Annotated in this window: 20 protein-coding genes; 9 read left to right on the top strand and 11 right to left on the bottom strand. The window is 69.1% G+C overall.

Going from position 1 to position 25836, the window contains the following annotated elements; genetic code table 11:
- Positions 1-23: 23 nt before the first annotated feature.
- On the top strand, positions 24-500 hold the full coding sequence (locus QPR87_RS06880) for a DUF2867 domain-containing protein (protein WP_230999554.1): 477 nt from the start codon (positions 24-26) through the stop codon (positions 498-500).
- Between the two features lie 6 nt (positions 501-506).
- On the opposite strand, the gene ferA is transcribed toward QPR87_RS06880, so the two are convergent.
- From ferA to QPR87_RS06860, 4 genes are all read right to left on the bottom strand, one after another.
- Complete coding sequence (ferA, locus tag QPR87_RS06875) at positions 507-1052, bottom strand: flavin reductase FerA (RefSeq protein WP_011748969.1); 546 nt, start codon at positions 1050-1052, stop codon at positions 507-509.
- 60 nt (positions 1053-1112) lie between these two features.
- Entirely contained in the window at positions 1113-1934 is an 822-nt protein-coding gene (locus tag QPR87_RS06870) for a 3'(2'),5'-bisphosphate nucleotidase CysQ (protein WP_104493843.1), read from the bottom strand.
- A complete protein-coding gene (locus tag QPR87_RS06865) occupies positions 1921-3273 on the bottom strand; it encodes a TldD/PmbA family protein (protein WP_285048852.1) in 1353 nt (450 codons plus the stop codon). Before QPR87_RS06865 ends, QPR87_RS06870 begins: the two co-directional genes overlap by 14 nt.
- 95 nt (positions 3274-3368) lie before the next feature.
- Positions 3369-4919, bottom strand: a complete 1551-nt coding sequence (locus tag QPR87_RS06860; RefSeq protein WP_230999553.1) for a DUF2125 domain-containing protein — start codon at positions 4917-4919, stop codon at positions 3369-3371.
- Between the two features lie 86 nt (positions 4920-5005).
- Between QPR87_RS06860 and QPR87_RS06855 the strand changes: the two genes are divergently transcribed.
- The gene (locus QPR87_RS06855) at positions 5006-5623 is read left to right on the top strand and encodes an enoyl-CoA hydratase/isomerase family protein (protein ID WP_285048849.1); all 618 of its coding nucleotides are present in this window, start codon (positions 5006-5008) and stop codon (positions 5621-5623) included.
- Between the two features lie 84 nt (positions 5624-5707).
- Here the strand turns inward: QPR87_RS06855 and QPR87_RS06850 are convergent, their stop codons facing one another.
- From QPR87_RS06850 to QPR87_RS06835, 4 genes are all read right to left on the bottom strand, one after another.
- Positions 5708-6049, bottom strand: a complete 342-nt coding sequence (locus tag QPR87_RS06850; protein ID WP_011748964.1) for a DUF2853 family protein — start codon at positions 6047-6049, stop codon at positions 5708-5710.
- Positions 6050-6126: 77 nt separating this feature from the next.
- On the bottom strand, positions 6127-6576 hold the full coding sequence (locus tag QPR87_RS06845) for an HIT family protein (protein ID WP_104493846.1): 450 nt from the start codon (positions 6574-6576) through the stop codon (positions 6127-6129).
- Between the two features lie 62 nt (positions 6577-6638).
- Positions 6639-8030 carry an adenosylhomocysteinase gene (gene ahcY, locus QPR87_RS06840; RefSeq protein WP_011748962.1) on the bottom strand — a complete coding sequence of 464 codons (1392 nt, stop codon included), beginning with the start codon at positions 8028-8030 and terminating at the stop codon, positions 6639-6641.
- Positions 8031-8099: 69 nt separating this feature from the next.
- Complete coding sequence (locus QPR87_RS06835; protein WP_285048846.1) at positions 8100-8543, bottom strand: hypothetical protein; 444 nt, start codon at positions 8541-8543, stop codon at positions 8100-8102.
- A 163-nt stretch (positions 8544-8706) separates the two neighbouring features.
- On the opposite strand from QPR87_RS06835, the gene QPR87_RS06830 reads away from it, so the two are divergent.
- From QPR87_RS06830 to QPR87_RS06800, 7 genes are all read left to right on the top strand, one after another.
- Complete coding sequence (locus QPR87_RS06830) at positions 8707-9630, top strand: glucokinase (protein ID WP_011748960.1); 924 nt, start codon at positions 8707-8709, stop codon at positions 9628-9630.
- A 91-nt stretch (positions 9631-9721) separates the two neighbouring features.
- Positions 9722-11605 carry an autotransporter assembly complex protein TamA gene (locus QPR87_RS06825; protein WP_011748959.1) on the top strand — a complete coding sequence of 628 codons (1884 nt, stop codon included), beginning with the start codon at positions 9722-9724 and terminating at the stop codon, positions 11603-11605.
- On the top strand, positions 11605-16110 hold the full coding sequence (locus tag QPR87_RS06820) for a translocation/assembly module TamB domain-containing protein (RefSeq protein ID WP_285048845.1): 4506 nt from the start codon (positions 11605-11607) through the stop codon (positions 16108-16110). Before QPR87_RS06825 ends, QPR87_RS06820 begins: the two co-directional genes overlap by 1 nt.
- Before the next feature lie 120 nt (positions 16111-16230).
- Positions 16231-16662, top strand: a complete 432-nt coding sequence (locus QPR87_RS06815; RefSeq protein ID WP_041529991.1) for a MarR family winged helix-turn-helix transcriptional regulator — start codon at positions 16231-16233, stop codon at positions 16660-16662.
- Positions 16659-18320: an efflux MFS transporter permease gene (locus QPR87_RS06810; protein ID WP_285048844.1), complete on the top strand. Its 1662-nt coding sequence runs from the start codon at positions 16659-16661 to the stop codon at positions 18318-18320. The genes QPR87_RS06815 and QPR87_RS06810 overlap by 4 nt, the downstream gene beginning before the upstream one ends.
- Positions 18317-19399 carry an HlyD family secretion protein gene (locus QPR87_RS06805; protein ID WP_011748955.1) on the top strand — a complete coding sequence of 361 codons (1083 nt, stop codon included), beginning with the start codon at positions 18317-18319 and terminating at the stop codon, positions 19397-19399. Before QPR87_RS06810 ends, QPR87_RS06805 begins: the two co-directional genes overlap by 4 nt.
- Before the next feature lie 106 nt (positions 19400-19505).
- Complete coding sequence (locus tag QPR87_RS06800) at positions 19506-20402, top strand: alpha/beta hydrolase (RefSeq protein WP_285048842.1); 897 nt, start codon at positions 19506-19508, stop codon at positions 20400-20402.
- 69 nt (positions 20403-20471) lie between these two features.
- Here QPR87_RS06800 and QPR87_RS06795 read toward each other — a convergent pair whose 3' ends face one another.
- The 3 genes from QPR87_RS06795 to QPR87_RS06785 form a co-directional block, all read right to left on the bottom strand.
- Positions 20472-23156, bottom strand: a complete 2685-nt coding sequence (locus QPR87_RS06795; protein WP_285048841.1) for a DNA translocase FtsK — start codon at positions 23154-23156, stop codon at positions 20472-20474.
- A 3-nt stretch (positions 23157-23159) separates the two neighbouring features.
- Entirely contained in the window at positions 23160-24353 is a 1194-nt protein-coding gene (locus tag QPR87_RS06790; RefSeq protein ID WP_285048840.1) for an aminotransferase class I/II-fold pyridoxal phosphate-dependent enzyme, read from the bottom strand.
- A gap of 128 nt (positions 24354-24481) precedes the next feature.
- The gene (locus QPR87_RS06785; protein WP_285048839.1) at positions 24482-25807 is read right to left on the bottom strand and encodes an amidase; all 1326 of its coding nucleotides are present in this window, start codon (positions 25805-25807) and stop codon (positions 24482-24484) included.
- Positions 25808-25836: the final 29 nt, after the last annotated feature.

The following is a 25836-nucleotide window of genomic DNA, read 5'->3' as shown; positions in this document are numbered from 1 at the left end:
CCCATACCGGCGGCGGAGGGCCAATGCGGACCGATCAGATCCAAGGGGTGCCGCTGCTGGCACCGCCCGGGCGGCTGAACTATCTCGACCGACAGGCGGTGCTGCTGCCCGCGCCGATCACCCCGCTGGAGGCGTGGAACCGCATTCGCAGCCAGCCCTTGCCCCTGCTGGGCTTGGCCTTTCGCATTCGCGACGCGGTGTCGGCGCGGTTCGGGGTGCGGCGCATCGGCGGGCTGGGCAAGGCGCCCAGCGATAGCGTGCGCGCCGGTCAGCGCCTGGATTTCTTTTTGGTCGAACATGCCGCGCCCGACCTGCTGGTGCTGACCGAGCGCGACCGGCACCTGGACGTGATGACCTGCATTTCGACCCAAGGGGCGGAACTGGCGATCACCTCCTCGGTGATGACGCATAACCGTTTTGGCCGGGCCTATATGCTGGTGGTGGGGCCGGCGCATCGGCTGATCGTGCGCGCCATGCTGCGCCGGCTGATGCGCGGCTAGCCCGGCCTAGCCGGCATCCGGCTCGAACTGGCCGAAGCGGCCGGCGGCAAAGACCAGCGGATGATCGCCCGGCCCCGCCACGGTCACGCGCAGCACCCGCCCGATCAGCACCGAATGGTCGCCCGCTTCGTGCGCCGCATGGGCGGCACAGTCGAAACGCGCCGCCACGCCCGGGATCACCGGCACGCCCTCGGGGGTCAGCACCGTGTCCAGCCCCTCGAACTGGCGACCGCCGCGGGTAAAGCGCAGGCAGGTCTCCAACTGCTCCGAGCCCAGGACATGCACCGACCAGGCCCCGGCCTCGGCAAAGGCCGCGTGGCGGGCCGAGGTGCGGGCCGGGCACCACAGCACCAGCGGCGGCTCCAGCGAGACGCTGGAAAAGCTGTTCACGGTCATGCCCAGCGGTCCCTGTGGTCCGGCGGTGGTGACCACGGTGACGCCGGTGGCGAACCGCCCCAGCGCCTCGCGCAGCAGCCGCGCCTCGGCCGTGGCGGGATGGAAGGTGATCTCGTCGGCCAGCCGGTCGCGGGTCGCGGGGGGAAGACGGCTCATGTTCGCGCCCTGTCGTCGTCTGCGGGACTAGACCAGAGCGGCTCCGGCCTTTTCCCCTTTCTAGCCGCCGCGCGGCGGGGCATCAAGCTGGCTGGCGGCGCGCAGCCTGTGCGGGGTCATCGCCGCAAGCAACTGATCGTGCAGGGCGGGTGGTGCCACCACCAGCCCGTCGGCCAGCGGCCGGGCCGCGTTGAAGCGCATCGGCGCGCCGGTAAGGTCGCTTGCCACGCAGCCGGCACGGGCGGCGATCAGGCTGCCCGCCGCCACGTCCCATTCCCAGGCCGGCCGGGTGGACAGCGTGGCGTCGAACTGCCCGTCCGCCACCAGGCACAGCCGCCAGGCCAGCGAGGGGCGGAAGCCGCGCTTGAGCGGCGGCGCCACGCCGCGCCAATGCACGGGGTCGAGGCTCGGCTTGCCGGTCAGCACATGCGCGCCCTCGAACCCATGCGCCGAGGGTGCGATGGGCTTGCCGTCGCGCAGGGCCGGCCCCTCGGCCGAGGCGGCATAGGTGGTGCGCTGCGCCGGCAGATGCACCACGCCCGCGACCACCCGGTCGCCGCGCGCGATCGCCAGCGCATTGGAAAAGCCGACCTGCCCGTCGATAAAGGCGCGGGTGCCGTCGATCGGGTCGATGATGAAGCAATGCTCGGCCTGAAGCCGGGCCGGATCGTCGGCGCTTTCCTCGCTGAGCCAGCCGTAATCGGGGCGGGCGGTGCGCAGCAGGCGCTCCAGATGTGCGTTGACGGCCAGGTCGGCCTCGGTCACCGGGCCGGCGCCGTTGCCCTTGTCCCAGACCCGGGGATCGCGCCGCCAGTATCGCAGCGCGATCTCGCCCGCCTCATGCGCGGCCTGTTCCAGCAGGGCAAGGTCACTCGCCGGCAACGGTCATTCCCTCGACCAGCAGGCTGGGCACGCGCATTGCCCGCCAGTCGGGCAGGTCGCTGGCGGCGGTCATGCGCAGCAGCATGTCGCGCAGGTTGCCGGCGATGGTGCATTCGTTGACGGCATAGGCGATCTCGCCGTTCTCGACCCAGAAGCCGCCGGCGCCGCGCGAGTAATCCCCGGTCGTGCTGTTGATCGAGGCACCCAGCATCGAGGTCACGACCAGCCCGCGCCCCATCTCGCGGATCAGCTCCTCGCGCGATTTCTCGCCTGGGGTCAGCTCCAGGTTGGTCACGCCGGGCGAGGGCGGGCTGCCGGCGCCGCGCATGGCGTTGGCGGTCGATTCCATGCCCAGCTTGCGGGCGGTGGCCAGGTCCAGCGTCCAGCCTTGCAAGACGCCATCCGCCACCATCAGCCGCGGCGCGGTCGTCAGCCCCTCGCCGTCGAACAGGCGCGAGGAACCATAGCGCGGCCGGTGTGGATCCTCGCGCAGGTCGAACCCCTTGGGCAGCACCTGTTCCCCCAGCGCGTCGCGCAGCCAGCTGGCGCCGCGCGCGACCGAGGCGCCGTTCACCGCCGCAACCAGGTGGCCGATCAGCCCCGAGGCGACGCGCTCGTCGTAAAGGATCGGAAAGGCGCCGGTCGGGGGTTTCCTTGCGCCGCGGCGGGCGACCGTGCGAAGGGCGGCCAGCCGGCCGATCTCTTCGGGCGAGGGCATGTCGGCGGCATGGACGCGGCTTTCGCCGGCCCAGTCGCGCTCCATCCCCAGCCCCTCGCCGGTGATGGCGACGGTGGACAGGCTGTGGCCGCTGCGCCCGTAGCCGGCCGAGAAGCCGTTCGTCGCCGCCAGCCACATATGCCGCTGAGAATGGCTGGCGCCGGCGGATTCGATCTGCGAGACGCCCTCGACTGCCAGCGCCGCCGCCTCGGCCCGCAGGGCCACATCCTGCAATGCTTCGGGCGTGGGCTCGGGGCTGGAATCGTAAAGGCCCAGCCGGCCGCTGTCGGTGTCGCGGGCCAGTTGCTCGGGCTCGGCCAGGCCCAGCGTGTCGTCCACCGGCGCCTCGCGCGCCATGGCGACGGCGCGGGCGGCCATTTCCTCGATGGTGCGGGCCGAGCGGTCCGAGGCCGAGACGCAGGCCTGCCGCCCGCCGACCAGAACCCGCAGCCCGATCTCGACCCCCTCGGCGCGCTCGGCATGCTCCAGATGGCCGGCCCGCACATCCACCGAGACGGCGGCGGCTTCCAGCGCCACGGCATCGGCCTGGTCGGCGCCCGCCTTGCGCGCCGCCGCCAGAAGCTGCTGCGCCAGGGCCTCGAGTCGATGGTATTCGGACATTCGGTTTACCTTCGATAAGCGCGGGGGCCGCGACGACAACGCCCGGCCCCCGCAATGCGATCCGTCAGGGCGCACCGGGCGCCGCGCCGGACGGATTACTTGATCTGCTGGCCGTTGGCAAAGATCGAGCCGTCTTCCTTGAACTCGAGCCTGGTTTCCAGCTTGTCCTCGCCCTCGGCGACCGGCTTGGCGAACATGGCCATCATCATGCGCACGCCCATGATCTGGTCCTCGGGGATCAGGCCCATGGCGCCCAGCTTGTCGATCAGCCCGTTCACGCCCTCGTAGCTGGCGTTGACCTCGCCGACCGGGGTGGTCATGTCGCCGCTTTCCGGTGCCTTCAGCGTGCCCTCGGCATTCACCTTGGCGCCAAGCGCGTTCAGCGCGAACTGGTTGATGGCGACCTCGACCGGCTCGAAGGGCTGCGGCGAGGCTTCCGCCGCGTCCATGTCCTCGCTGCCGTCCTCGGGTGCCTCGTCGGCGGCGGGCGCCATGCTGGCCGGGTCGAAGATGTCCTTGGTCACCTTGATCTGCCCGGTCACGTCGATGTCCAGCGAGGCCGGGTCGCGCGGCAACTGGCCCTGCGCGTCGAACAGGTTCCAGATCGCATCGCCCAGCGTCAGGCCGGCCAGCGAATAGGCGAACTTGAAGGGCTGTGCCTCGTCGGACTGCATCACCGGCAGTTGCATGTCGAAGCTGCCGCTTTCGATCGCGTAGTTGATCGGGAAGGGCATGTCGCTGCTGGTCAACTCGAAGCTGCCGGCGTCCGAGCCCGCCTGATAGGCCATGCCGTCCTGCGACAGCGCATAGCTCAGCTCGAAGCCCTTGCCGTCGTATTTGCCGGCGCCGCTGGTCGGCTGCTCGTTCTCGTCCGTGCCGGCAAAGTCGAAGTTGGCGACCAGCGCGCCGGATTTCAGCACGCCGCTCATGGCAAGCCCGGCCTTCAGCGCGGCGTTCATGTCCTCTTCGATCTTGGTGCCGCCGGGGACGGCCATCTCGCCGGTGGTTTCCAGATCGCTGAGGCTGCCCTCGAACTTGACGGTGCCGCCTTCCTCGCTGCTCACATCGCCCGAGAAGGTGATCGCGCCCGATTTCATCGCATAGTCGTATTTCGCGGGCGAGCCGGCGACGATGTGGAAGGTGCCGGTCGAATCCGCCACGCCGACCTTGATCGGCAGCGGGGTTTCCTTGTCGCCGCTCTTGATCGTGGTCAGGGTGAAATCCATCGTGGGATAGTCGAACTCATGCGTCATGTCCTCGGGCGCGCCCGAGGTGACGATGACGTTGCCCGGCATGTCCACGGTAAAGGGCAGGCTGTAGCTTTCCCCGTCGGGATCGGTGCCTTGCGCCTCGCCGGTCATCTGGTCGGCGAAGACGGTCTTGACCTTGCCGTCGCCGCTGTCGCTCAGCGTGACCTGGGGGATGCTGAAGCTGACCTGGCTGTCGGGCACGCCGCCGCTGATGGCGATGTCGCTGAGGGTCAGCGTATCGCCGGCCTTGTCGCGCTTGCCCTCGGTCACGGTATAGCCAAGCGATTGGTAGTAATCGACCCAGGACTGCCACACCTGTTCCGAAGTCACGTCGGCGAAGGCCGGGGCGGTCATCGCGGCAAGCGCCAGGGCAGAGCTTGTCAGTCGCAGGTTCATTTCATAACACCTTTTCGGCGAGAATTGCATAAGAAACACCAACCCGGCTTTTGCCACAGCCAGCGCGCGGGTCCAAGGAGGGAATGATGATCGCAAGGGAATTCGTCGGCGGAATCGGCCGCATCACCATTGCGCGCCCGGCCAAGGCGAACTCGCTGACCGGCGCCATGCTGGCCGACCTGACGGCGGCCTTTGACGTCCTTGCCGCCGAGCCCGGCCTGCGCGCCGTGATCCTGACCGGCGAGGGCGCGGTGTTTTCCGCCGGGGCCGATCTGGACGAGGCCCGTGCCGGGCTGGCCCTGTCCCCGGAATGGGAGCGGCTGTCCGCCCGCGTCGCCTCGATGCCCTGCCTGACCATCGCCGCGCTGAACGGCACGGCGGCGGGCGGATCGCTGGGCATGGTGCTGGCCTGCGATTTGCGGCTGGCGGTGCCGGGGGCGAAAATCTTCTATCCGGTCATGCGCTTGGGCTTCCTGCCCCAGCCCAGCGACCCGGTGCGGCTGCGCGCGCTGGTCGGGCCGTCGCGCGCCAGGATGATCCTGATGGCCGGCCAGAAGATCCCCGCCGAAGAGGCGCTGGCCTGGGGCCTGATCGACCGGCTGGTCGCGCCCGAGGCACTGCTGGACGAGGCCGCGGCACTGGCCGGCGACGCCTGTGCGGCCGATGCCGGCCATGTCGCGGCGATCAAGCAGATGCTGGGCTGACGCTCCCGCCTTGCGCCCGCCCGCAGCGCGGCGGGCAGGGATCAGTCGCGAAATGCGGTGTGACGTTGCGTCACAGCACGGCCTTCAGGCATAGGCCGACTGTTTGCCGAAATGCGTGCAGAGCATGTAATAAACCACCGCGCGATACTTGTTGCGGTTCGAGCTGCCGTATTTCGCCACGACATCGTCGATGGCCGCGGAAAGCTCGGGGCCGTCCGGCAGGCCCAGTTTCTTCACCAGGTAGCTGGTCCTGATGCGCTCGAGTTCGGTCTTGTCTGACCCGGCCACGGTCTCGCCGTCGGCATTGTAGATCGAAGGCCCGCAGCCGATGACCACCTTGGTCAGCAACTCCATGTCGGGCGTGACGCCCAGCTTTTCCTTCATGTCGGCGGCGTATTTGGCGATCAGATCGTCGCGCTTGCTCATTGCTCTGTCCCCTTCGGATTGGTCATCCGAGGGAAAGCCTAGCGCCGGGCGGGCAAATATCAACTGAAACTGCGCGCCTACGGCGCGACATCCTGTCCCGCGAAGGCCGGGGCCAGCGCCTGGGCGATCCGGGCGCCCTCTTCGGCCGGCAGTTGCGGCGGCGCCGAAAAGCTGCCGATGCCGTCCTGCAGATAGGCCTGGGACGAGACGTCGTGCACATGATGCATCGGCACGACATGCGCATGGGCATGGGCGACATGGATGCCGGTATAGAACAGCGCCACCCGCTCGACCGCGTAGATCGTCTTCATCTGCCGGGCGAGGCGCTGCGCGCAGGAGGTGATCCGGGTGGCAAGATCTTCGGGCAGATCCTCGAACCAGGGATAATGCCGCTTGGGGATGATCAGGCAATGGCCGGGGCGGATGGGATGCAGATCCAGAAAGGCCAGGATCTCGTCGTCCTCATGGACCCGGTGCGCCGGCAATTCGCCGCGTGCGATGCGGCAGAACAGGCAATCGTCTGACATCTGGCAACCCCCTTGCCGCTATGCGGCGCAGGCCCCGGGGTGCCCGGGACCCGCGCAAATGCTCAGTAACGGTAATGCTCCGCCTTGAACGGCCCTTCCGGGGTCACGCCGATGTAATCGGCCTGTTCCCGGCTGAGCTTGGTCAGCTTGACGCCGATCTTGTCCAGATGCAGCCGGGCGACCTTTTCGTCCAGCGCCTTGGGCAGGATATAGACCCCCGGCGCATATTCGTCGTTCTTGGTCCACAGCTCGATCTGGGCCAGCACCTGGTTGGTGAAGCTTGCCGACATCACGAAGCTGGGATGCCCGGTCGCGTTGCCCAGGTTCAGCAGCCGGCCTTCGGACAGCAGGATGATGCGATTGCCCGAGGGCATCTCGATCATGTCCACCTGTTCCTTGACGTTGGTCCATTTGTGGTTGCGCAGCGCCGCGACCTGGATCTCGTTGTCGAAATGGCCGATATTGCCGACGATGGCCATGTCCTTCATCTCGCGCATGTGCTCGATGCGGATCACGTCCTTGTTGCCGGTGGTTGAGACGAAGATGTCGGCGGTTGCGACCACATCCTCCAGCAGCACCACCTCGAACCCGTCCATGGCGGCTTGCAGCGCGCAGATCGGATCGACCTCGGTCACCTTGACGCGTGCGCCGGCGCCGCGCAGCGACGCGGCCGAGCCCTTGCCCACGTCGCCATAGCCGCAGACCACCGCGACCTTGCCGGCCATCATCACGTCGGTGGCGCGGCGGATGCCGTCGACCAGCGATTCCTTGCAGCCGTACTTGTTGTCGAATTTCGACTTGGTGACGCTGTCGTTCACGTTGATCGCCGGGAAGGGCAAGAGCCCCTTCTTGTGCAGGTCGTAAAGCCGATGCACGCCGGTCGTGGTTTCCTCGCTGACGCCCCGGATCGCATCGCGCTGCCTGGTGAACCAGCCGGGCGAGGCTTCCAGCCGCTTGCGGATCTGGGCGAACAGCGCCTCTTCCTCCTCGCTGGTCGGCACGTCGATCAGCCCGGTTTCGCCGGCCTCGACCCGCGCGCCCAGCAGCACATACATGGTCGCGTCGCCGCCATCGTCCAGGATCATGTTCGCCGGACCTTCCGCGAACTGGAAGATCTGGTCGGTATAGGACCAGTATTCCGGCAGCGTCTCGCCCTTGACGGCAAAGACCGGGATGCCGGCTTTCGCGATGGCCGCCGCCGCATGGTCCTGGGTCGAGAAGATGTTGCAGGACGCCCAGCGGACCTCGGCCCCCAGCGCCACCAGCGTCTCGATCAGCACGGCGGTCTGCACCGTCATGTGCAGGCTGCCGGCGATGCGGGCGCCCTTCAGCGGCTTCGCCTCGCCATATTCCGCGCGCAGCGCCATCAGGCCGGGCATCTCGGTTTCGGCGATGTCCAGTTCCTTGCGGCCGTAATCGGCCAGGGCGATGTCTCGGATGATGGAATCGGTCATGGGGCCCTCGCGCCTTGTGCTGTCGGCGCGGCCTTACCATTCCCGGCGCGGTCCTGCAAACCCAAGCGGTCAGCCGTTGAAACCCGCCTTGACGAAGAACACCTGCGGGCTGGTCGCGTCGCTGAACCCGATCCCCGAGGCGATCACGCAGCTTGTCGCATCCGGCCGCTCGAACACCACCGTCCAGGTGCCCAGCACGTCCGAGCCCCACAGCGTGACGCCATCGGTCCCGGTGGCGATGCGGGCCTCGCCGAAATCATGGCTCAGGGTCTGCTCCAGATCGGCCTTGTGCTCGCACCAGGGCTGGTCGTCCACCGCGTCCTCGGACAGTGGCAGGGTGCGTGCGACCTCGCGGACGGCGCGCGGGTCCATGCCGGCGATGGCGGACCATCCGCGCGGATCGGCCATGTTCTCCTCGCGGGTCTGGATCGACGCCTGCGCGGATTGGCCGGGCAGGGCCAGCAGCACCGCCAGCAGGGCGGGTGCGATGCGGGGGACCAGGGTCATCTTCATTGCCTCAACCTTTCGCTTGCGCGGGTGATCGACGGAAAAACCCCCGCCAGCCCGCCGGGGTTCCCGAAAAGTTCTGGCAAGGATACGAATGTGAGCGCTAGCAGGACCGTGCCGGATGGCTTAGAAGGGCCCGAACGAGGCTACGCGGCAAAGGGGGGAAGGCATGGCGATCCTGTTGGCGGATGTGGGCGGCACCAATGCGCGGATGGCGCTGGCGCGGGACGGCGCGCTTGCGTCCGGGACCATCACCCGGTTTCGCGGCGACGACCATGCCAGCTTCGACGAGGTGGTGACGAAGTTCCTGGCCCAGCAGGGCAGCCCGCGGATCGACGCGGTCTGCGTCGCCGTCGCCGGTCCGGTCTGGGGTGACGAGGCGCGGCTGACCAATCGCGACTGGACCTTTTCCGAGGCGCGGCTTTGCGCGCTGTCCGGCGCCCCGCGCGCCCGGCTGATCAACGACCTGACCGCCCTGGGCTATGCCACGCCCGCGCTGGACGGCGAGGCGGCGGGTTTCCTGCGCGCGGCGCCCGAGGGTGCGTTGTCGAACGGCCAGCGGCTGGTGGTGAATGCCGGCACCGGCTTCAACGTCTGCGCGGTCAAGGTGCTGCCGGACGGCGGGATCGCCTGCCTTGAGGCCGAGGAAGGCCATACCCGCCTGCCGCTTTCGGTGGCCGATCCGCTGGCCGAGGCACTGGGCGATGCCGGCCGTGCGATTGATTCGGTCGAGGAGCTGTTCGCCGGCCGCGGCCTTGCCCGGCTGCACGCGCTGCGCATGGGCACGCCGCAGGGCCGGGCCGAAACCGTGGTCGCCGCCGCCGCCGAAGGCGATGGCGCGGCCGAGGAAACGCTGGCGCTTTATGCCCGGCTGTTCGGGCTCCTCTGCCGCGAACTTGCCTTGCGATTCATGCCGATGGACGGGATGTTCCTGGCCGGCAGCGTCGCCCGCTCCTGCACCGATCGGTTCGAAATTTTCGAACGCGCCTTCCTCTCCGACCCGCTGATGGCGCGGATTCCGCAGGCGGTCCCGGTCGGCGTGATCCGCGACGACATGGCCGCGCTGCATGGCTGTCTGGCCGCAATCCGCTGAAAATCGCCCGAATTCGGGCTGCTGCGCTGGATTTTGTTAACGCGGCCTGCGATGCTTCCGGCAAAACCGCCAGAAGCAGGGCAATCAGGCAATGAAAAGCTGGATCAAGGCAGGAACGGCTGCCGTAATCGTGCTGGGAACCGGCGCGGGCATGGTCTGGGCGCAGTCCTCGGGCTCGCCTTCCTCCTCGCCCTTTTCGGGCTGGTTCGGCAGGGACAGCAATGACGGCTCGCCCGTCAACCTGGATTTCCAGGTCGATGGCGGCGACGACGACCTGCTTCCGGCGATCCGGCAAACCTCGCTTCTGGTCAGCGCGCAGGACGAGGGGCGGGTGACCGGGCAGGACATCCTGGCTGCCGCGCGGGGCGATTACGCCCGCATCCTGGGCGTGCTTTACGATCAGGGCTATTATTCGGGCATCATCGACATCTCGCTGGACGGGGTCGAGGCGGCCAGCATCGCACCGCTGGACGCGCCGAAGGTGGTGCAGAAGGTGGTGGTCTCGGTCCAGCCGGGGCCGCGCTTTCGCTACAGCCGCGCCGAGATCGCGCCGGTGGCGCCGGGGACCGAGCTGCCGCGCGGCTATCGGCGGGGCGAGGTCGCCCGCACCGGCGACATGAAGAACGCCGCGACCTCGGGCGTTGCCGGCTGGCGCGATGTCGGCCATGCCAAGGCCGAGGTGGCCGAGACCGAGATCATCGCCGATCACGCCACCAACCTGATCGACAGCCGCATCCGCCTGGCGCCCGGCCCCGAACTGCGCTTCGGCCAGCTGACCATTCGCGGCTACCAGCGCATGGACCCGCGCCGCCTGCGCAAGATCGCCGGTTTCCCCGAGGGTGAGCGCTTCGATCCCGAAAAGCTCGACGACGTGCGCAAGCGCCTGCGCCGCTCGGGCGTGTTCTCGGCCATCACCCTGACCGAGGCCGACCAGATCGGCCCCGGCAATACGCTGGACGTCGACCTGCTGGTGGCCGAGCAAAAGCTGCGCCGGCTGGGCGCGGGTTTCGAATACTCCAACACCGACGGGCTGTCGCTGACCGGCTACTGGATCAACCGCAACCTGTTCCGCGGCGGCGAGCGGCTGCGCGTCGATGCCAGCATCTCGGATATCGGCGGCGATACCGGGCGCGACTACAGCCTGGGGCTGCGCGTCGACCGGCCGGCCACCATCACCGCCGACACCACCGGATATGTGCTGGCCAAGGTCGAAAGCCTTCAGGAAGAGGATTACGACCTCAAGTCCGGCACCTTCGGCCTGGGGTTCACCTGGATTCCCAGCGACGAACTGACGGCCGACATCGCCCTGCAATACCGGGCGCTGCGCGTCGACGACGATAGCGGCCGCACCAATTTCCGGCTGTTCGCCCTGCCGACTCTGGTCACCTGGGACAAGCGGGACGAGCCGAACGACGCCAAGCGCGGCTATTGGCTGTCGGGGGGCATCACCCCCTTTGTCGGCCTGCAGGACGAGACCGGCTCGGGTGCGCAGATATTGGCCGAGGGTCGGGCCTATTACAGCTTCGGCACCGAGGACCGCTTCACGCTGGCCGGCCGGGCGCGGCTGGGCACCGTGGTCGGCCCCGAGATCGAGGAAACCCCGCGCGACTATCTGTTCTGGTCCGGCGGCGGCGGCACGGTGCGCGGCCATTCCTATGAATCGCTGGGCGTCGAGGTCATCCAGGGCCCCGACGGCCCGGTCAGGACCGGCGGCATGTCCATCGTCACCCTGACTGCCGAGGCCCGCATCCAGGTCCGCGAGCGTATCGGTCTGGCGCTTTTCGCCGATGCAGGCCGGGTCTGGGAGGACAGCAGCTGGTCCGGCGCCAGCGGCTGGCAGGCCGGGGCCGGCGCGGGCATCCGCTACAAGACCCCCATCGGCCCGATGCGCTTCGACATCGCCACCCCGGTCGGCGGCGGCGATGGCGACGAGGGCGGGGTGCAGGTCTATATCGGTCTGGGGCAGGCGTTCTGATGCGTGATCTGGCTTATCGTCTCGTTGTCGCACTCGGCCTGGCCTTGGCCGTTCCTCTGGCCGCGCTGGCGCAGGACACCGCTGCCGAGATCTCGCAGGAGGTCGAGGACGACCGCGGCTTCATCACCCGCTTCCTCGAGGAAAAGCTGTCCGGTGCCGGGCGGCAGGTGGTGATCGAGGGGTTCCGCGGCGCGCTTTCCTCGCGCGCGACCTTCGACCGCATGACCATCGCCGATGACGACGGGGTCTGGATCACGCTGGAAAACGGCGCGATGCAATGGACCCGCTCGGCGCTTTTGTCCCGGCGGGTCGAGATCAACGAGCTTTCGGCCGAGCGCATCATCCTGCCGCGCCTGCCGGGCGGCGGCGACAGCGCGCCGCAGGCCGAGGCGCGGGAGTTTTCCCTGCCGCAACTGCCGGTGGGGGTGAACATCGATCGCATCGCCGTCGAACGGGTGGAACTGGGCCAGCCGATCATCGGGCAAGAGGCGGTGATCGCGATCGACGGCTCGATGAACCTGTCGGGCGGCGAGGGCGAGACCAAGCTGACCATCAACCGCGTGGACGGGCCGCGCGGCGAGTTTGCGCTGGATACGAGCTTTTCCAACGAAACGCGGGTCCTGCGCCTGGACCTCAAGCTGGACGAGGATCGCGACGGGCTGTTCGCCAATATCGTCAAGCTGCACGACCGACCCGCCGTCCGCGCCGAGATCGCGGGCGAAGGGCCGATGTCGGACTTCAACGCCAACATCCAGCTTGCGACCGACGGCCAGCCGCGCGTGACCGGCCTCGTCTCGGTCGATGCGGCCGAGCGCGACGGCGCCCCCGGCACCGCCTTCCGCGCCGAGCTTGGCGGCGACGTGGCCGCGCTTGTCCCGCCGCAGCATCGCGCCTTTTTCGGCACGCAATCCCAGCTTCTGGCCGAGGGCTGGCGCGGGCAGGACGGCCGGCTGGTCATCCCCTCGCTGCGGCTGGCGACCGAGGCGCTGCGGCTGGACGGCAACCTTGCCACCACCAGTCGCGGCGCGCCGGAAAGCGCGCATCTGACGCTGCTGCTGGGCGAGGACGCTGGCGCCACGCAATTGCCGGTGCGGCTGCCCTGGGCCGACCGGCCGACCACCGTGCGCTCGGGCAGCCTGCGGCTGGATTACGACGCGGCGCAGGGCTCGGGCTGGGTGCTCAAGGGCGTGGTGGGCGATATCGTTCGCGACGACGTTGCGCTTTCCGAATTGCGGATGGACGGGCGCGGCCGTATCGCGCTGACCCCCGAGCAGGCGCTGGAAGAGGTGCGCGGCTGGATCGCCTTCGGCATGGACGACCTGGCGCCGGCCGATCCGGGCATGGCGCAGGCCCTGGGCCGGACGCTGAACGGCGGCCTGAACTTTGCCTTCACCCCCGGCAATGCGCTGCAGCTTTGGGGCATGAACATCAACGGCGAGGATTTCGGCTTCAAGGGCGAGACGACCGTTTCGGGCCTGCGCTCGGGCATCACGCTGTCGGGCGACATCACCGCGCAGCATCGCAATGTCGGCCGCTTCTCGACCCTGGCCGGGCGCGAGCTTGGCGGCACCGCCGATGCCCATATCAAGGGCCGCTATGCGCTGCTGGGCAAGGGCTTCGATGTCGAGGCGCAGGTCCTGGGCAACGACATCCGCATCGGCCAGGACCATGCCGACCGCATGCTGGCCGGCCAGTCGCGCATCGAGCTCAGCGCCCGGCGTGACACCTCGGGCATCAACCTGCGCAAGCTGACGGTGAACGCCCAGAACCTGACGGCCGAGGCGCAGGGCCGGCTGGACAGCTATTCCAGCACCCTGACCGCAACCATCGCCATGCCCGACCTGTCTGTCGCCGACCCGGATTTTTCGGGCAGCGTCCGCACCGAGGCCCGCGTCACCGGCGCTGCCGGCACGCGCAAGATCACCCTGACCGGCAAGGCGCAGGACCTCGTCACCGGCATTGCCGAGCTCGACGGTGCGCTGAAGGGCGAAACCGACCTGCTGGTCGAGGCCGCCGAGGCGCAGGGCAGTTTCGAGGTGCAGACCTTCCGGCTGACCAATCCGCAGCTTGATGCGCAGGGCCGGGGCAATTTCGCCAAGGGTGCGATGGATGCCGCGCTGGACCTGTCGATGCCCGACCTTGCGGTGCTGGGGCGCGGCTTCTCGGGCGGGTTGACCGCCGAGGCGACGGCGGTGGAACAGGACGGCGTTCGCCGGATCGAGCTGACCGGGCGCGGCACCGAACTGCGCTTCGGCCAGCAGGACGTCGACGGCGCGCTGACCGGCGTGACCGACCTGCGTCTTTCGGCCGAGCAGCGCGGCGACGAGATCGCCGTGCATGATTTCAACCTGACCAACCAGCAGATGCTGGCGACCGCGCAGGGCCGCATCGCGCCCAGCGGCACCGACATGACCGGCCGGGTCGAGGTAAGGTCGCTGGCCAGCTTCGGCCGCGGCTGGCGCGGTGCGCTGAACGCGCAGGGCAGCTTCAAGGACGACGGTTCGGGCGCGCGGCGGCTGGACGTGACCGGCACCGGCACCGACCTGTCCTTTGGCCAGGCACAGGTCGATGGCGCGCTGGCGGGCGAGACCCGGCTGGCGCTGCACGGGGTCGAGCGCGACGGCGTGTTTTCCATCGAGACCGCCACGGTCGAGAACCCGCGCCTGAACATTGGCGCCGAGGGCCGCGTGGGCCAGGGCGCGACCGACCTGACCGCGACGCTGCGTGCGGACGACCTGCGCTTTCTTGGCCGCGGCTTCCGGGGCGCGGTCAGCGCCTCGGGCCATGTCGTGGACCAGCAGGGCGGCGGGCGTCAGATCACCGCCAACGGTTCGGCGCGCGGGCTGGGCGTGGGCAATCCGCAGGCCGATGCCGTGCTGGCGGGCGAGACCAGCTTCGACCTCGACGCCGCGCAGCGCCCCGATGGCAGCCTGACCGTCAGCCGGCTGCGCGCCGGCAACGGCCAGTTCAGCATTACCGGCGACGGCAACCCGACCGAGGGGCTGAACCTCGATGCCCGGCTGAACGACCTGGGCCTTGTGGTGCCGGGCTTTCCCGGGCCGGCCACCGTTGCCGGCACCATCCGCAACACCGGCCGCGCCTATGACGTGAACCTGACCGCGACCGGGCCGGGCAATACCCAGGCAAGGGTGACCGGCACGGCGGCGACGGATCTGTCCACTGCCGATATCACGGTCAGCGGCAGCAGCAATGCCGCCGCGGCGAATCCCTTCCTGCGCACCCGCTCGGTCGAGGGGCCGCTGAGCTTCGATCTGCGCCTGAACGGCCGGCCGGCGCTGGAATCGCTGTCGGGCCGGGTGGCGCTGACGAATGGCCGGCTGGCCGAGCCGCGCTTCGGCCTGGCTGTCGGCAGCCTGAACGCCAATGCCGATTTCAACGCCGGCCGCATCGCCGTCGATCTGCGCGGCGCGGTCGAGGCCGGAGGGACCATCACCGTCAGCGGTCCGGTCAGCCTGGTGGGCGACCGGCAGATGAACCTGGACGTGCGGCTGTCCGACGTGGTGCTGCGCGACCCGAACCTTTACCAGACACTGGTGAACGGCGCGATCAACGTCGCGGGCACGGTGGGGCAGGGGCCGCTGGTCTCGGGCCGCATCGATGTCGGCCATACCGAGCTGCGCATTCCCTCGACCGGGCTGGGCGGCGCCAAGGCGATCCCGGACATCATCCACCGTTCCGAACGCCCGCCGCAGCGCCAGACCCGCGCCAAGGCCGGGCTGCTGGAATATCCCAGCGAAGCCTCGCGCCAGGCCGGCATGGCCGCGCCCCCGGCGACGCCGCCGGCCAATCCCGCGCGGTTCGACCTGCTGATCTCGGCCCCTTCGCAGGTCTTTGTCCGCGGTCGCGGCGTCGATGCCGAACTGGGCGGCGAGTTGCGCCTGACCGGCAATGCCCGCCAGCCCATTCCCATCGGCCAGCTGGAACTGATCCGCGGCCGGGTCGACCTGCTGGGCAAGCGCTTCGACATGACCGAGGGGCTGATCGAATTGCAGGGCAGCCTGATCCCGGTGATCCGGCTGGTGGCCGAGACGGTGCAGGACGGCATCACCACCCGCATCATCATCGACGGCGAGGCGCAGGATCCCGAGATCACCTTTGAATCCTCGCCCGAGATGCCGCAGGAAGAGGTGCTGTCGCAACTGCTCTTCGGCCGTGGCCTCGACAATATCAGCGCCTTGCAGGCCGCGCAGCTGGCCAGCGCCGTCGCGACGCTGGCCGGGCGCGGCGGCGAGGGGATCGTCGGGCGGCTGCGCGCCTCGACCGGGCTCGACGACCTGGACCTGGCCACGGACGATCAGGGCAACGTCTCGGTCCGGGCGGGCAAGTATCTGTCCGAGAACCTCTATACCGACGTGCAGGTCGGCGGCGACGGCAAGACCAAGCTGAACCTGAACCTGGACATTTCCCAGACCCTGACCGCCCGCGGCTCGGTGGACAGCGAGGGCGAAAGCACTATCGGCCTGTTCTACGAACGCGACTACTGACCCCGGCCCTGCAAAGGCCGCAGCAATGGACCCCGCCCGCAGCCGCGCGGCGGGGTCTTGAATACCTGCGACAGTTTTATTAGCTAGCTAATGAAATTTGCGAAAACAGCGGAAGCACCCATGCCAGACCGTCCCTTCACGCTTGTGGAAACGCTGATCGAACTGACCCGGGCGCTGCGCGCGGCCTTTGAGCAGCGCGTCGAACGGCACGGGCTGACCTATGCGCGCGCCCGGTTGCTGACCACCATCGGCCGCCACGAGGGCGCAAGCCAAGCCGAACTGGCCGCGATTCTGGGTATCGAGACCCCGACGCTGAAGCGCCTTCTGGACGCGCTGGAGGACCAGGGTCTGGCCGAGCGCCGCCCGATCCCCGAGGACGCGCGCAAGCACGCTATCCATCTGACCGAGGCGGCGCGGATCGAGCCCCTGCTGGGCTTTCGCGCCGAGGTCGATACCGCGCTGGCCGAAGGCATCACGCCCGAGGATCTGGTGGTGACGCGCCGGACATTGGCGCGGATGGCGCAGAATGTGGACAGGCTGAGGCAGGCATGAGCCAATCCCCGGCCGGCCCCGCGGTGCCTGTGCCCGCGTCCGCAGCCCCGGCTGCGCCGCCCTTCGTGCCGATGTCCTGGCCGGCCACGCTGGGCTATATCGGCGCCTCGATCACCATCGGGCTGACGCAGGGACTGGCGCAGGGCTTCGTCAGCACCAATATCCCGCAGATCGCCGGGGATCTGGGCGCCACCACCACGCAGGCGACCTGGCTGATGGCGGCGTTCATGATCCCGCGCGCCTCGATGCCTCTTTTGCTGATCAAGATCCGCACGCAATTCGGCCTGCGCCGCTTTGCCGAGGTTGCCATCCTGGTCTATCTGGCGGTTTCGCTGGCGGCCTTTGCCATCTCGGACCTGCGCTCGGCGGTGGCGGTGCAGTTCTTTGCCGGCATGGCCTCGGCTCCGCTGTCCACGCTGGCCTTCATGTATATGCTCGAGCCGCTGCCGCCCCAGTGGAAGATGCGGCTGGGACTGCCCATGGTGCTGGCCACGGTCGCCACCGGGCCGATGCTGGCGCGGGTGATCTCGCCGGCGCTGATGGGCGATCATGGCTGGGACGGGCTGCATTTCATGGCGCTGGGGCTGGCGGCGGTCTCGCTGGGGCTGGTCTATGCCCTGCCGCTGACCTCGGCCCCGCGCGTCAAGGTGATCGCGGCCATGGACCTGGTCAGCTGGCTGCTGATCGCCACCGGATTCGGTGGGCTGACGGTCGCCTTCGTCATGGGCTCGCTTCATTGGTGGACGGATGCGGACTGGCTGGGCTGGGTTCTGGCGCTGGCCATCGTGGCGCTGACGCTGGCCGTGGTGATCGAGCTGCACCGCAAGGCGCCGCTTCTGGACATCTGCTGGCTCGTCAGCCCGGCCATGCTGCACCTGACGGCGACATTGCTGATCTTTCGGCTGGTGCTGTCCGAGCAAAGCTCGGGCGCACCGCGCATGTTCCAGGTGCTGGGCGTGACGCAGGACCAACTGGTGCCGCTTTTCGCGCTGATCTCGGCCGCGACGGTGCTGGGCGGGCTGGCGCTGATCCCCTTCATGAAGCCCGAGCGCGTGCCGCTGTTCCATGTCATCGCGCTGGTGCTGATCGCCGCCGGTGCCTTCATGGACAGCCATGCCACCATGGACACCCGGCCGGCGCAGATGATGCTGAGCCAGGCGATGATCGCCTTTGCCGGCTCGTTCTTCCTGGCGCCGGCGATGATGCGCGGGCTACTTTCGGCCTTGGCGCGCGGGCCGAACTACATCCTGTCCTTCGTCATCGTCTTTCTGTCCACGCAATCGCTGGGCGGGGCCATCGGCTCGGGCCTGTTCTCGACCTTCATCAACCACCGGCAGGTGCTGCATCTGCAGGTGCTGCGCGAGGAACTGGTCGCTGCCGACCCGCTGACCGCGGCCGAGATCGCGCAGCGCAGCATGGCGCTGGCGCCGCAGATCGCCGATGTGGCGCAGCGCAACGCGCAGGCGGTGGCCCAGATCGCGCAGGATGCCGGCGTGCAGGCCTATGTCATGGCCTATAACGATGCCTATTTCCTGACCTTCCTGGTGGCGGCGGCGGCGCTTTGCGCGCTGCTCCTGCACCTGTTCCGCGACTGGCTGGCGGCGCGCATCAAGCCGCTCTCCTCCAGCACCCCAACCCATTCCGAGCCCAAGACATGACCAAGAACCACCTTATCCCGACGCTGATTGCCCTGGCGGCCGGCCTGGCCGGCCTGTTGATCGTGCTTTACGCCTGGCACCTGCCGCCATTCCGTCCGGCGCATCCGCAGACCGAGAACGCCTATATCCGCGGCCAGCTGACCACCATCGCGCCGCAGCTTTCCGGCTATGTCGCGGCAGTCGAGGTGCGGGACTTCCAGCCCGTGACCCGCGACCAGGTCATCGCCCGCATCGACGACCGGCAATATCGCCAGAAGCTTGCGCAGGCCCAGGCCGTGCAGCAAGGCGCCGAAGCGGCGCTGGAGATCCAGAGCCAGGGCGTCCATTCCGCCCGGGCCAGCCTGCAATCGGCCCAGGCCGCGCTGACGGCGGCACAGGCGGCGCGGGATACGGCGGGATCGACCTGGGACCGCGCGCAGGCCCTGCAATCGCGCGGCGTCACGGCGCAAAGCTCGGCCGACCAGACCGAGCTGGCGCTGCGTCAGGCCGAAGCCGCCGTCACCCAAGCCGAAAGCGCCATCGCGGTCGCGCGCGAGAACGTCAAGGGCGCCGAGGTGGGGCTGGCCGCGAAACGCGCCGAGATCGCCTCGGCCAAGGCGGCGGTGGAACTGGCGCGGATCGACCTGGACAACACGGTGATCCGCGCGCCATCGGACGGCCGGCTGGGCCAGGTCGGCGTGCGCGTGGGCCAATATGTCACCGCCGGCACGGCGCTGGTCAGCCATGTCGGCCCCGAGGTCTGGGTCATCGCCAATTTCCGCGAGACCGAGTTGCACGGCATCCGCATCGGCGACCGCGCCACCTTCACCGTGGACGCCATGCAGCACCGCTCCTTCACCGGGCGGGTCGAGGCGTTCTCGCCTGCCACGGCCTCGGAATTCAGCCTGTTGTCCGCGTCCAATGCCACGGGCAACTTCACCAAGGTCGCGCAACGCCTGCCGGTGCGCATCGCGATCGATCCGGGGCAGGAGATGGCCGAGTATCTGGAGCCGGGCCTGTCGGTGGTGGTGACGGTGGACGAGGGTTCGGGCGCCGACCGTTCGGCCCAGGCCCGGCCGATCATGGGGCATGAGGGCTGATCCTGCCCGACGGGAAGCGGCCTTGCGCCCGCCTGCCTTGCCCGCTACCCGTTGCGGGCAAGGGCAAGCCCGCTTCCGCCAGCCCATCGATGGACCGGAGGCGACGATGCAGATTCTCCTTTCCCGACGCGGCCTTCTGGCGGCATCGCTGATCGCCTTGGCCGGCGGCATGGCGCGGGCGCAGGATCGCCGGCCGCGCGGGCTGGAGCCGGCCGAGCGGATCGACCATCCCCGTGCCAGCCATTTCGACCTTGGCCCGGCCAAGGCGCCCTGGCGCATCTTTCTGGGCCTGCCGCAGGCCCCGGCGCCGCAGGGCGGCTATTCCGCGATCCTGGCGCTGGACGGCAACGCGACCTTTCCGATCCTGTGGCATCTGCGCGAAAGGCTGGCGCCCGAGGCGCCGGTGGTGCTGGTCGGCATCGGCTATCCGGTCGAGACCCGCTTCGATCCCGCCCGCCGCTGGTTCGACCTGACCTCGCCCGGCAAGCAGCCGGTGCCGGCGCAAGACGGGCTGCGCGGTCCCGGCGACCGTCCGACCGGCGGGCAGGACGCCTTTCTCCAGATGATCGCGGCGCAACTGCTGCCCGAACTCGGCCGCCGCCTGCCGCTGGATGCCGGCGACCTGACGCTGTTCGGCCATTCTTTGGGCGGGTTGTTCGTGCTGAATGCGCTGTTCACCCAGCCAGGGCTTTTCGCCCGCTATGCCGCTGCCGATCCCTCGACCTGGTGGAACGCCGGCGAGCCCCTTCGCGAGGCCCGCGCCTTTCGCGGCGGCATCATGGCGGCGGGCGGGCGGCTGGAGCCGGCGGTGCCGCTGCTGATCGCCAATTCGGCCGGGCGCGCCTCGGCCCCGGCCGTGCCGCCGCTGATCGTGACCCTGCTGTCGGGCATTCCGGGGCTCGACCTCATCCACCGGCCCCATCCTGCGGAAAACCACGGCTCGCTCATCGGCCCCGCGGCGCGCGAGGCGCTGGAGCTGCATCTGGGCAGGCCGGCCGGCTAGGCCGCAGCAGGGCGCGGAACGAAAAAGGCCGGGCGCAACGGCCCGGCCCTTGGTTCCGATGCGGCCGACCTAGACCTCCGGCACCAGCACCTCGCGCTTGCCGACATGGTTCGCCGGGGTGACGACGCCCTGTTCCTCCATCTGCTCGACCAGCCGCGCGGCCTTGTTGTAGCCGATGGCCAGCTTGCGCTGGATATAGGAGGTCGAGCATTTGCGGTCCTTGGCCACGATGGCGACGGCCATGTCGTAAAGCTCGGCATCGCCGCCTTCGCCGGTGGACAGGCCCAGCACCTGGTCGATGCTGTCGGCGCGCTCTTCGTCCGGCCCCTCGACCACGCCGGCCATATAGGACGGCGGGCCAAAGGATTTCAGGTGGTTCACGACCTCCTCGACCTCTTCGTCGCTGACGAAGGGCCCATGGACACGGGTGATGCGCGAGCCGCCGGCCATGTAGAGCATGTCGCCCTGGCCCAGCAATTGCTCGGCACCCTGCTCGCCCAGGATGGTGCGGCTGTCGATCTTGGACGTGACCTGGAAGCTGATCCGGGTCGGGAAGTTCGCCTTGATCGTGCCGGTGATGACATCGACCGAGGGCCGCTGCGTCGCCATGATCAGGTGGATCCCCGAGGCGCGGGCCATCTGCGCAAGGCGCTGGATGCAGGCCTCGATCTCCTTGCCCGCCACCATCATCAGGTCGGCCATCTCGTCCACGATGACGACGATATAGGGGAAGGTCTCGGGCTGGAATTCCTCGGTCTCGAAGACGGGCTCGCCGGTATCCTCGTCAAAGCCGGTCTGGACGGTGCGCTTGAACAGCTCGCCCTTGTCCAGCGCCTCGCGCACGCGGCCGTTATAGCCCTCGATGTTGCGCACGCCCATCTTGGACATCTTGCGATAGCGTTCCTCCATCTCGCCCACGACCCATTTCAGCGCGACGACGGCCTTCTTGGGATCGGTGACGACGGGGGAAAGCAGATGCGGGATGCCGTCATAGACCGACAGTTCCAGCATCTTGGGGTCGATCATGATCAGCCGGCACTCCTCGGGCGAGAGCTTGTAGAGCAGCGACAGGATCATGGTGTTGATCGCCACCGACTTGCCCGAGCCGGTGGTCCCGGCGATCAGCAGATGCGGCATCTTGGCCAGGTTCGCCACCACCGGCCCGCCGCCGATATCCTTGCCAAGCGCCAGCGGCAAAGGCTGGGTGCCGTCGCCGTAAGCCTTGGATGCTAGGATCTCGCGCAGCACCACCTTTTCGCGCCGGGCATTGGGCAGCTCGATGCCGATCACCGACCGGCCGGGCACGGTCGATACGCGCGCCGACAGCGCCGACATCGACCGCGCGATGTCGTCGGCCAGGCCGATCACCCGGCTGGCCTTCAGCCCCGGCGCGGGCTCCAGTTCGTAAAGCGTGACCACGGGGCCGGGGCGGACCTCGGTGATCTGGCCCTTGACGCCGTAATCGTCCAGCACCGCTTCGAGCATGCGGGCGTTCTCCATCAGCGCCTCTTGCGAAAGCTGGTGGCGCTCGACGGTGGTCGGTGCGGTCAGAAGCGACAGCGGCGGATGTTCGTATTGGCTGGCGGCCTCGTCGAAGCGCAGTGCCGGCTGCGCCTCGGATTGCGCCTGGCGCGAGGGGACGGGCTTTTTCGGCGGCACCACCACGCGCGGCGTCCCGGCGCCGAAGGGTGCGGCGGTGACGGGGTCGGCGAAATCCTCGTCCTCATCCTCGTCGGCGCTCAGCGGCGGCTCATGGCGGTCAGGCGCGGCGCGGCCACCGGTCAGGCGCGCGGTCACCGCCGACAGCAGGCCCCTGCCTTCCGAACGGGCGCCCTCCGAACGGGTGCGGATCGCGTCGGTGATGCGGGCGCTGATCGCGGCGTTCGAGGGCGGTTCGTCATCGTCGGCGTAATGCGTCTCGGGGTCGATCAGTTCGGGCTCGGGCGCAAAATCGCGGTCCTCGGCCAGAGGTGCCGGGGCGGGGCGCAGGCCCGGCAGGCCGCTGCGGGGCGCCTGCGGCAGCGCGGCAGAACCGGCGCGGCCGACACGCTCGCGACGGGCCTCGGCGCGGGACTTGAGCCCGTGCGCAGCACCCGAGGACAACCGCGCCCCGCGATCCACCGCATGCAGCGCCAGGACGCGGGCGGTGGCCAGCCCTTCGCGCAGGAAGGTGCCGATGGTCGTCAGCTCCTTGCGGTCGAAGCCCAGCACGAAGGCCAGGAAGGCCACGGCGCCGATGGCGGTCAGCAGCGCCAGCAGCTTGATCGCGATGGACGCCTTCATCGGCATCGCCGAAAGCATGCCCCCCATCAGCATGTCGCCCAGATGCCCGCCAAGGCCGAAGCTTTGCGTCCATTCCGGGGGCGGCGCCATCGAGGTGGCATAGATCGACACCAGCACCATGGCGATGGGCAGGAAGATGCCGCGCATCAGCCGCTCTTCGCCCCGGTGCAGCATCAGCCGCAGGCCCCAGACGACCGCGCCGACCACCAGGACCCAGGTGCCGTAGCCGGTGATCATGAACAGCGCCGAGGCGACATAGGCGCCGAAGCGGCCCAGATAGTTCTGCGCCGGCTGGTCGGTCGCCGACATGAAGCTGGGATCGTCGGGGGAATAGCTGACCAGCATCAGCGCGATCAGCACGCCCAGGATGACCAGGCCCGCGCCCAGCAGTTCCTTGCCGCGCCGTTCCAGTGCCGCCTGCGTGCTCTGGTCAAACAACGGATCGCGATGTTTCGCCTGCCAGCTCGCCATGCGTCAACCCCCTTGATACAAACAGTTTTTCAGGCGGTTCAGGGCCGCCTCGGTCTGGTCCGCCGCTGCGACCAGCGCCACGCGGATGAAATTCCGGCCCGGATTGCCGCCGGCCGTGTCGCGGGCCAGATAGGCGCCGGGCAGCACCTGGATTCCGGCCTCGGCCCACAGCTTCTTGGCGGCGTCCTCGCTGTCGCCGACGCTCTCGGGCACCGGCAGCCACAGGAAAAAGCCGCCCTGCACCGGCTGATAGCCCGGCACGTTGCCCAGCACCCGGTCGGCGATGGCGTATTTCTGCTGGTAAAGCGCACGGCTTGCATCCACATGCGCCTCGTCCGTCCAGGCCATGGTGCTGACGCGCTGCACCGGCAGCGGCAGCGGTGCGCCGGCATAGTTGCGCAATTGCCGCAACTGGGCGATCTGCGTCGCGCCGCCTGCCGCAAAGCCCGAACGCAACCCCGGCAGGTTCGAGCGTTTCGACAGCGAGTTGAACATCACCACCCGGTCGGGCAGGCCCATGCGCGTGGCCACCGCCAGCGCGCCCGGCGGCGGCGTGTCGCGCCAGATCTCGGAATAGCACTCGTCGGCGAAGATCAGGAAACCGTGCCGGTCGGCCAGCGCGATCAGCTCTTCCAGGTAATCCTCCGACGCGATGCTGCCCTGCGGATTGGCGGGCGAGCACAGATAGGCCACGGTGGCACGGTCCAGCACCTCGGCCGGCAGGCCGGAAAAGCGCGGCAGGTGGCCGGTCTCCGGCACGGCGGGGACAAAGACCGGCTCGGCGCCCACCGCCGCCGCGGCGACCGCATAGACCTGATAGAACGGGTTCGGGATCAGGATCGCGGGCTGCTGGCCGTTCTTGCGTTTCGGCGCCAGTGCCAGGGCGGCGTTGAACAGCCCCTCGCGCGTGCCGTTCAGCGCCATGATGCGCTCGGGCGCGACATCCAGCCCGTGCCGGCGCTGGAGCCAGCCCGAGATCGCGGCCAGCAGTTCGGCCGTTCCCTCGTTCGAGGGGTATTTGCCGAAATCGGCGATGCTTTCGGCCATGACCGGGCCGACGAAATCCGGCAGCGCATGGCGCGGCTCGCCGATGGTCAGGATCAGGGGATCGCCCCCGGGCTCGATGCCCGCGAGCAGTTTCCGCAGGCGCGGAAATGCGTAATCCGGCAGGTTCGAGAACCGCTCGGGAATTGCCATGGCTGCCTCTCAGTCGGGGTCGTCGCGCCCCGTTTTGCGGCAAGATTACCGGCAATCCCCCCATGCGTCCAGAGTTTCACGGCCAGATTGCGCCCGCCCGTGCCGGATTTGCCCGGAAAATCCGCGGCTCAGCGCAATGCCGCCTCGGCTGCGGCGGCCGCCGCCAGCAGGGCGCGGTCCCCGCCGGTGCGGCCCATCATCATGATGCCGCAGCCCGGATGGCCGGTCGGCAGGCTGATCGAGGGCAGGTCCAGCAGGTTGCCGATGCGGGTGTTGCGCAGCGTCAGCAGGTTCTCGCGTGCGAAGAATTCCTCCTCGGCCAGCAGCCGGTCGACCGGCGGCGGCAGGATCGGCGCCGTCGGCAGGATCACCGCATCGAAGCCGGCGACCAGCCGCGCCCAGTTGGCGCGCAGCCGGCCAAGTTCTTCCCAGGCGGCGATGTAATCAGCCGCCAGCACGAACTGGCCGCCGCGAAAGCGCTCCAGGATCGGCGGATACATCAGTTCGGGCGCCGCCTCGATCTGCTCGCGCCAGATGCCGTAGGCCTCGGGGGCGAACAGCAGCGGCGCCAGCACCATGGCCTCGGCCACGCAGGGCGGCGCGGCATGCGTGATGCGGGCGCCGGCGCGGGACAGGCGGCTCACCGCATCCTCGAAACCGGCGACGGGCTCCTTGCGCGCCTCGTCGAAGGGCACGCCGTCCAGCACCATCAGCCGCAGCCCGCGCGGGCCGGCATCCGTCAGGTCGGGCGCGGCTTCGCCGCGCAGCACGGCGAAAAGCTCGGCGCAGTCCTCGACCGTGCGGGCGATGGGGCCGGCTACGTCGAAGCGCCGGCACAGCGGCACGATGCCCGTGCCGCTGACCGCGTCGGTGGTCGGCTTGAAGCCCACGAGCCCGTTCCAGGCCGCCGGCACCCGGATCGAGCCGCCGGTATCCGAGCCGATGGCCGCCGCCGCCAGTCCCAGCGCGACCGAAACCGCCGCGCCCGAGCTCGATCCGCCCGGGGCCAGTTCCTGGTCGATGCTGTTCGGCGGCGTCGCCGTCATCGGGTTCACGCCCAGCCCGGAAAAGGCCAGCTCGGTCATATGCGTCTTGCCCAGGCAGACCAGCCCGTCCAGCGTGGCTCCGGCCAGGATCGCGGCGTCCTGCCTTGGCGTGCGGCCTTGCAGCAGGCGCGAGCCGGCCTCGGTCGCGATGCCGGCGCTGTCGATATTGTCCTTCCAGTTGATCGCCACCCCGTCCAGCAGCCCGCGGCGCAGCCCGGCGCGGGCGCGGTCATGGGCGGCGATGGCTTCGGCCCGGGCGCGTTCCGGCGTCAACCTGGCATAGATGCGGTCGCCATAGGGGTGGCGGGCCGCGGCGTCCAGATAGGCCTCGGCCTGCTCGACAGGGCTGATCAGACCGGCCAGGATCGCCCGTCCCTGTTCCGCCGCAGATGCCCTGAGCCAATCCATGCCCTTCCCCCGACCAATGTCCAAATGCC

This window comes from Paracoccus sp. SSJ, from assembly GCF_030234105.1.
In the GTDB taxonomy this organism is placed as follows: Bacteria; Pseudomonadota; Alphaproteobacteria; order Rhodobacterales; family Rhodobacteraceae; genus Paracoccus; species Paracoccus denitrificans.
The sequence above is the reverse complement of the archived record's forward strand: the minus strand, read 5'-3'. Positions and strand labels throughout refer to the sequence as shown.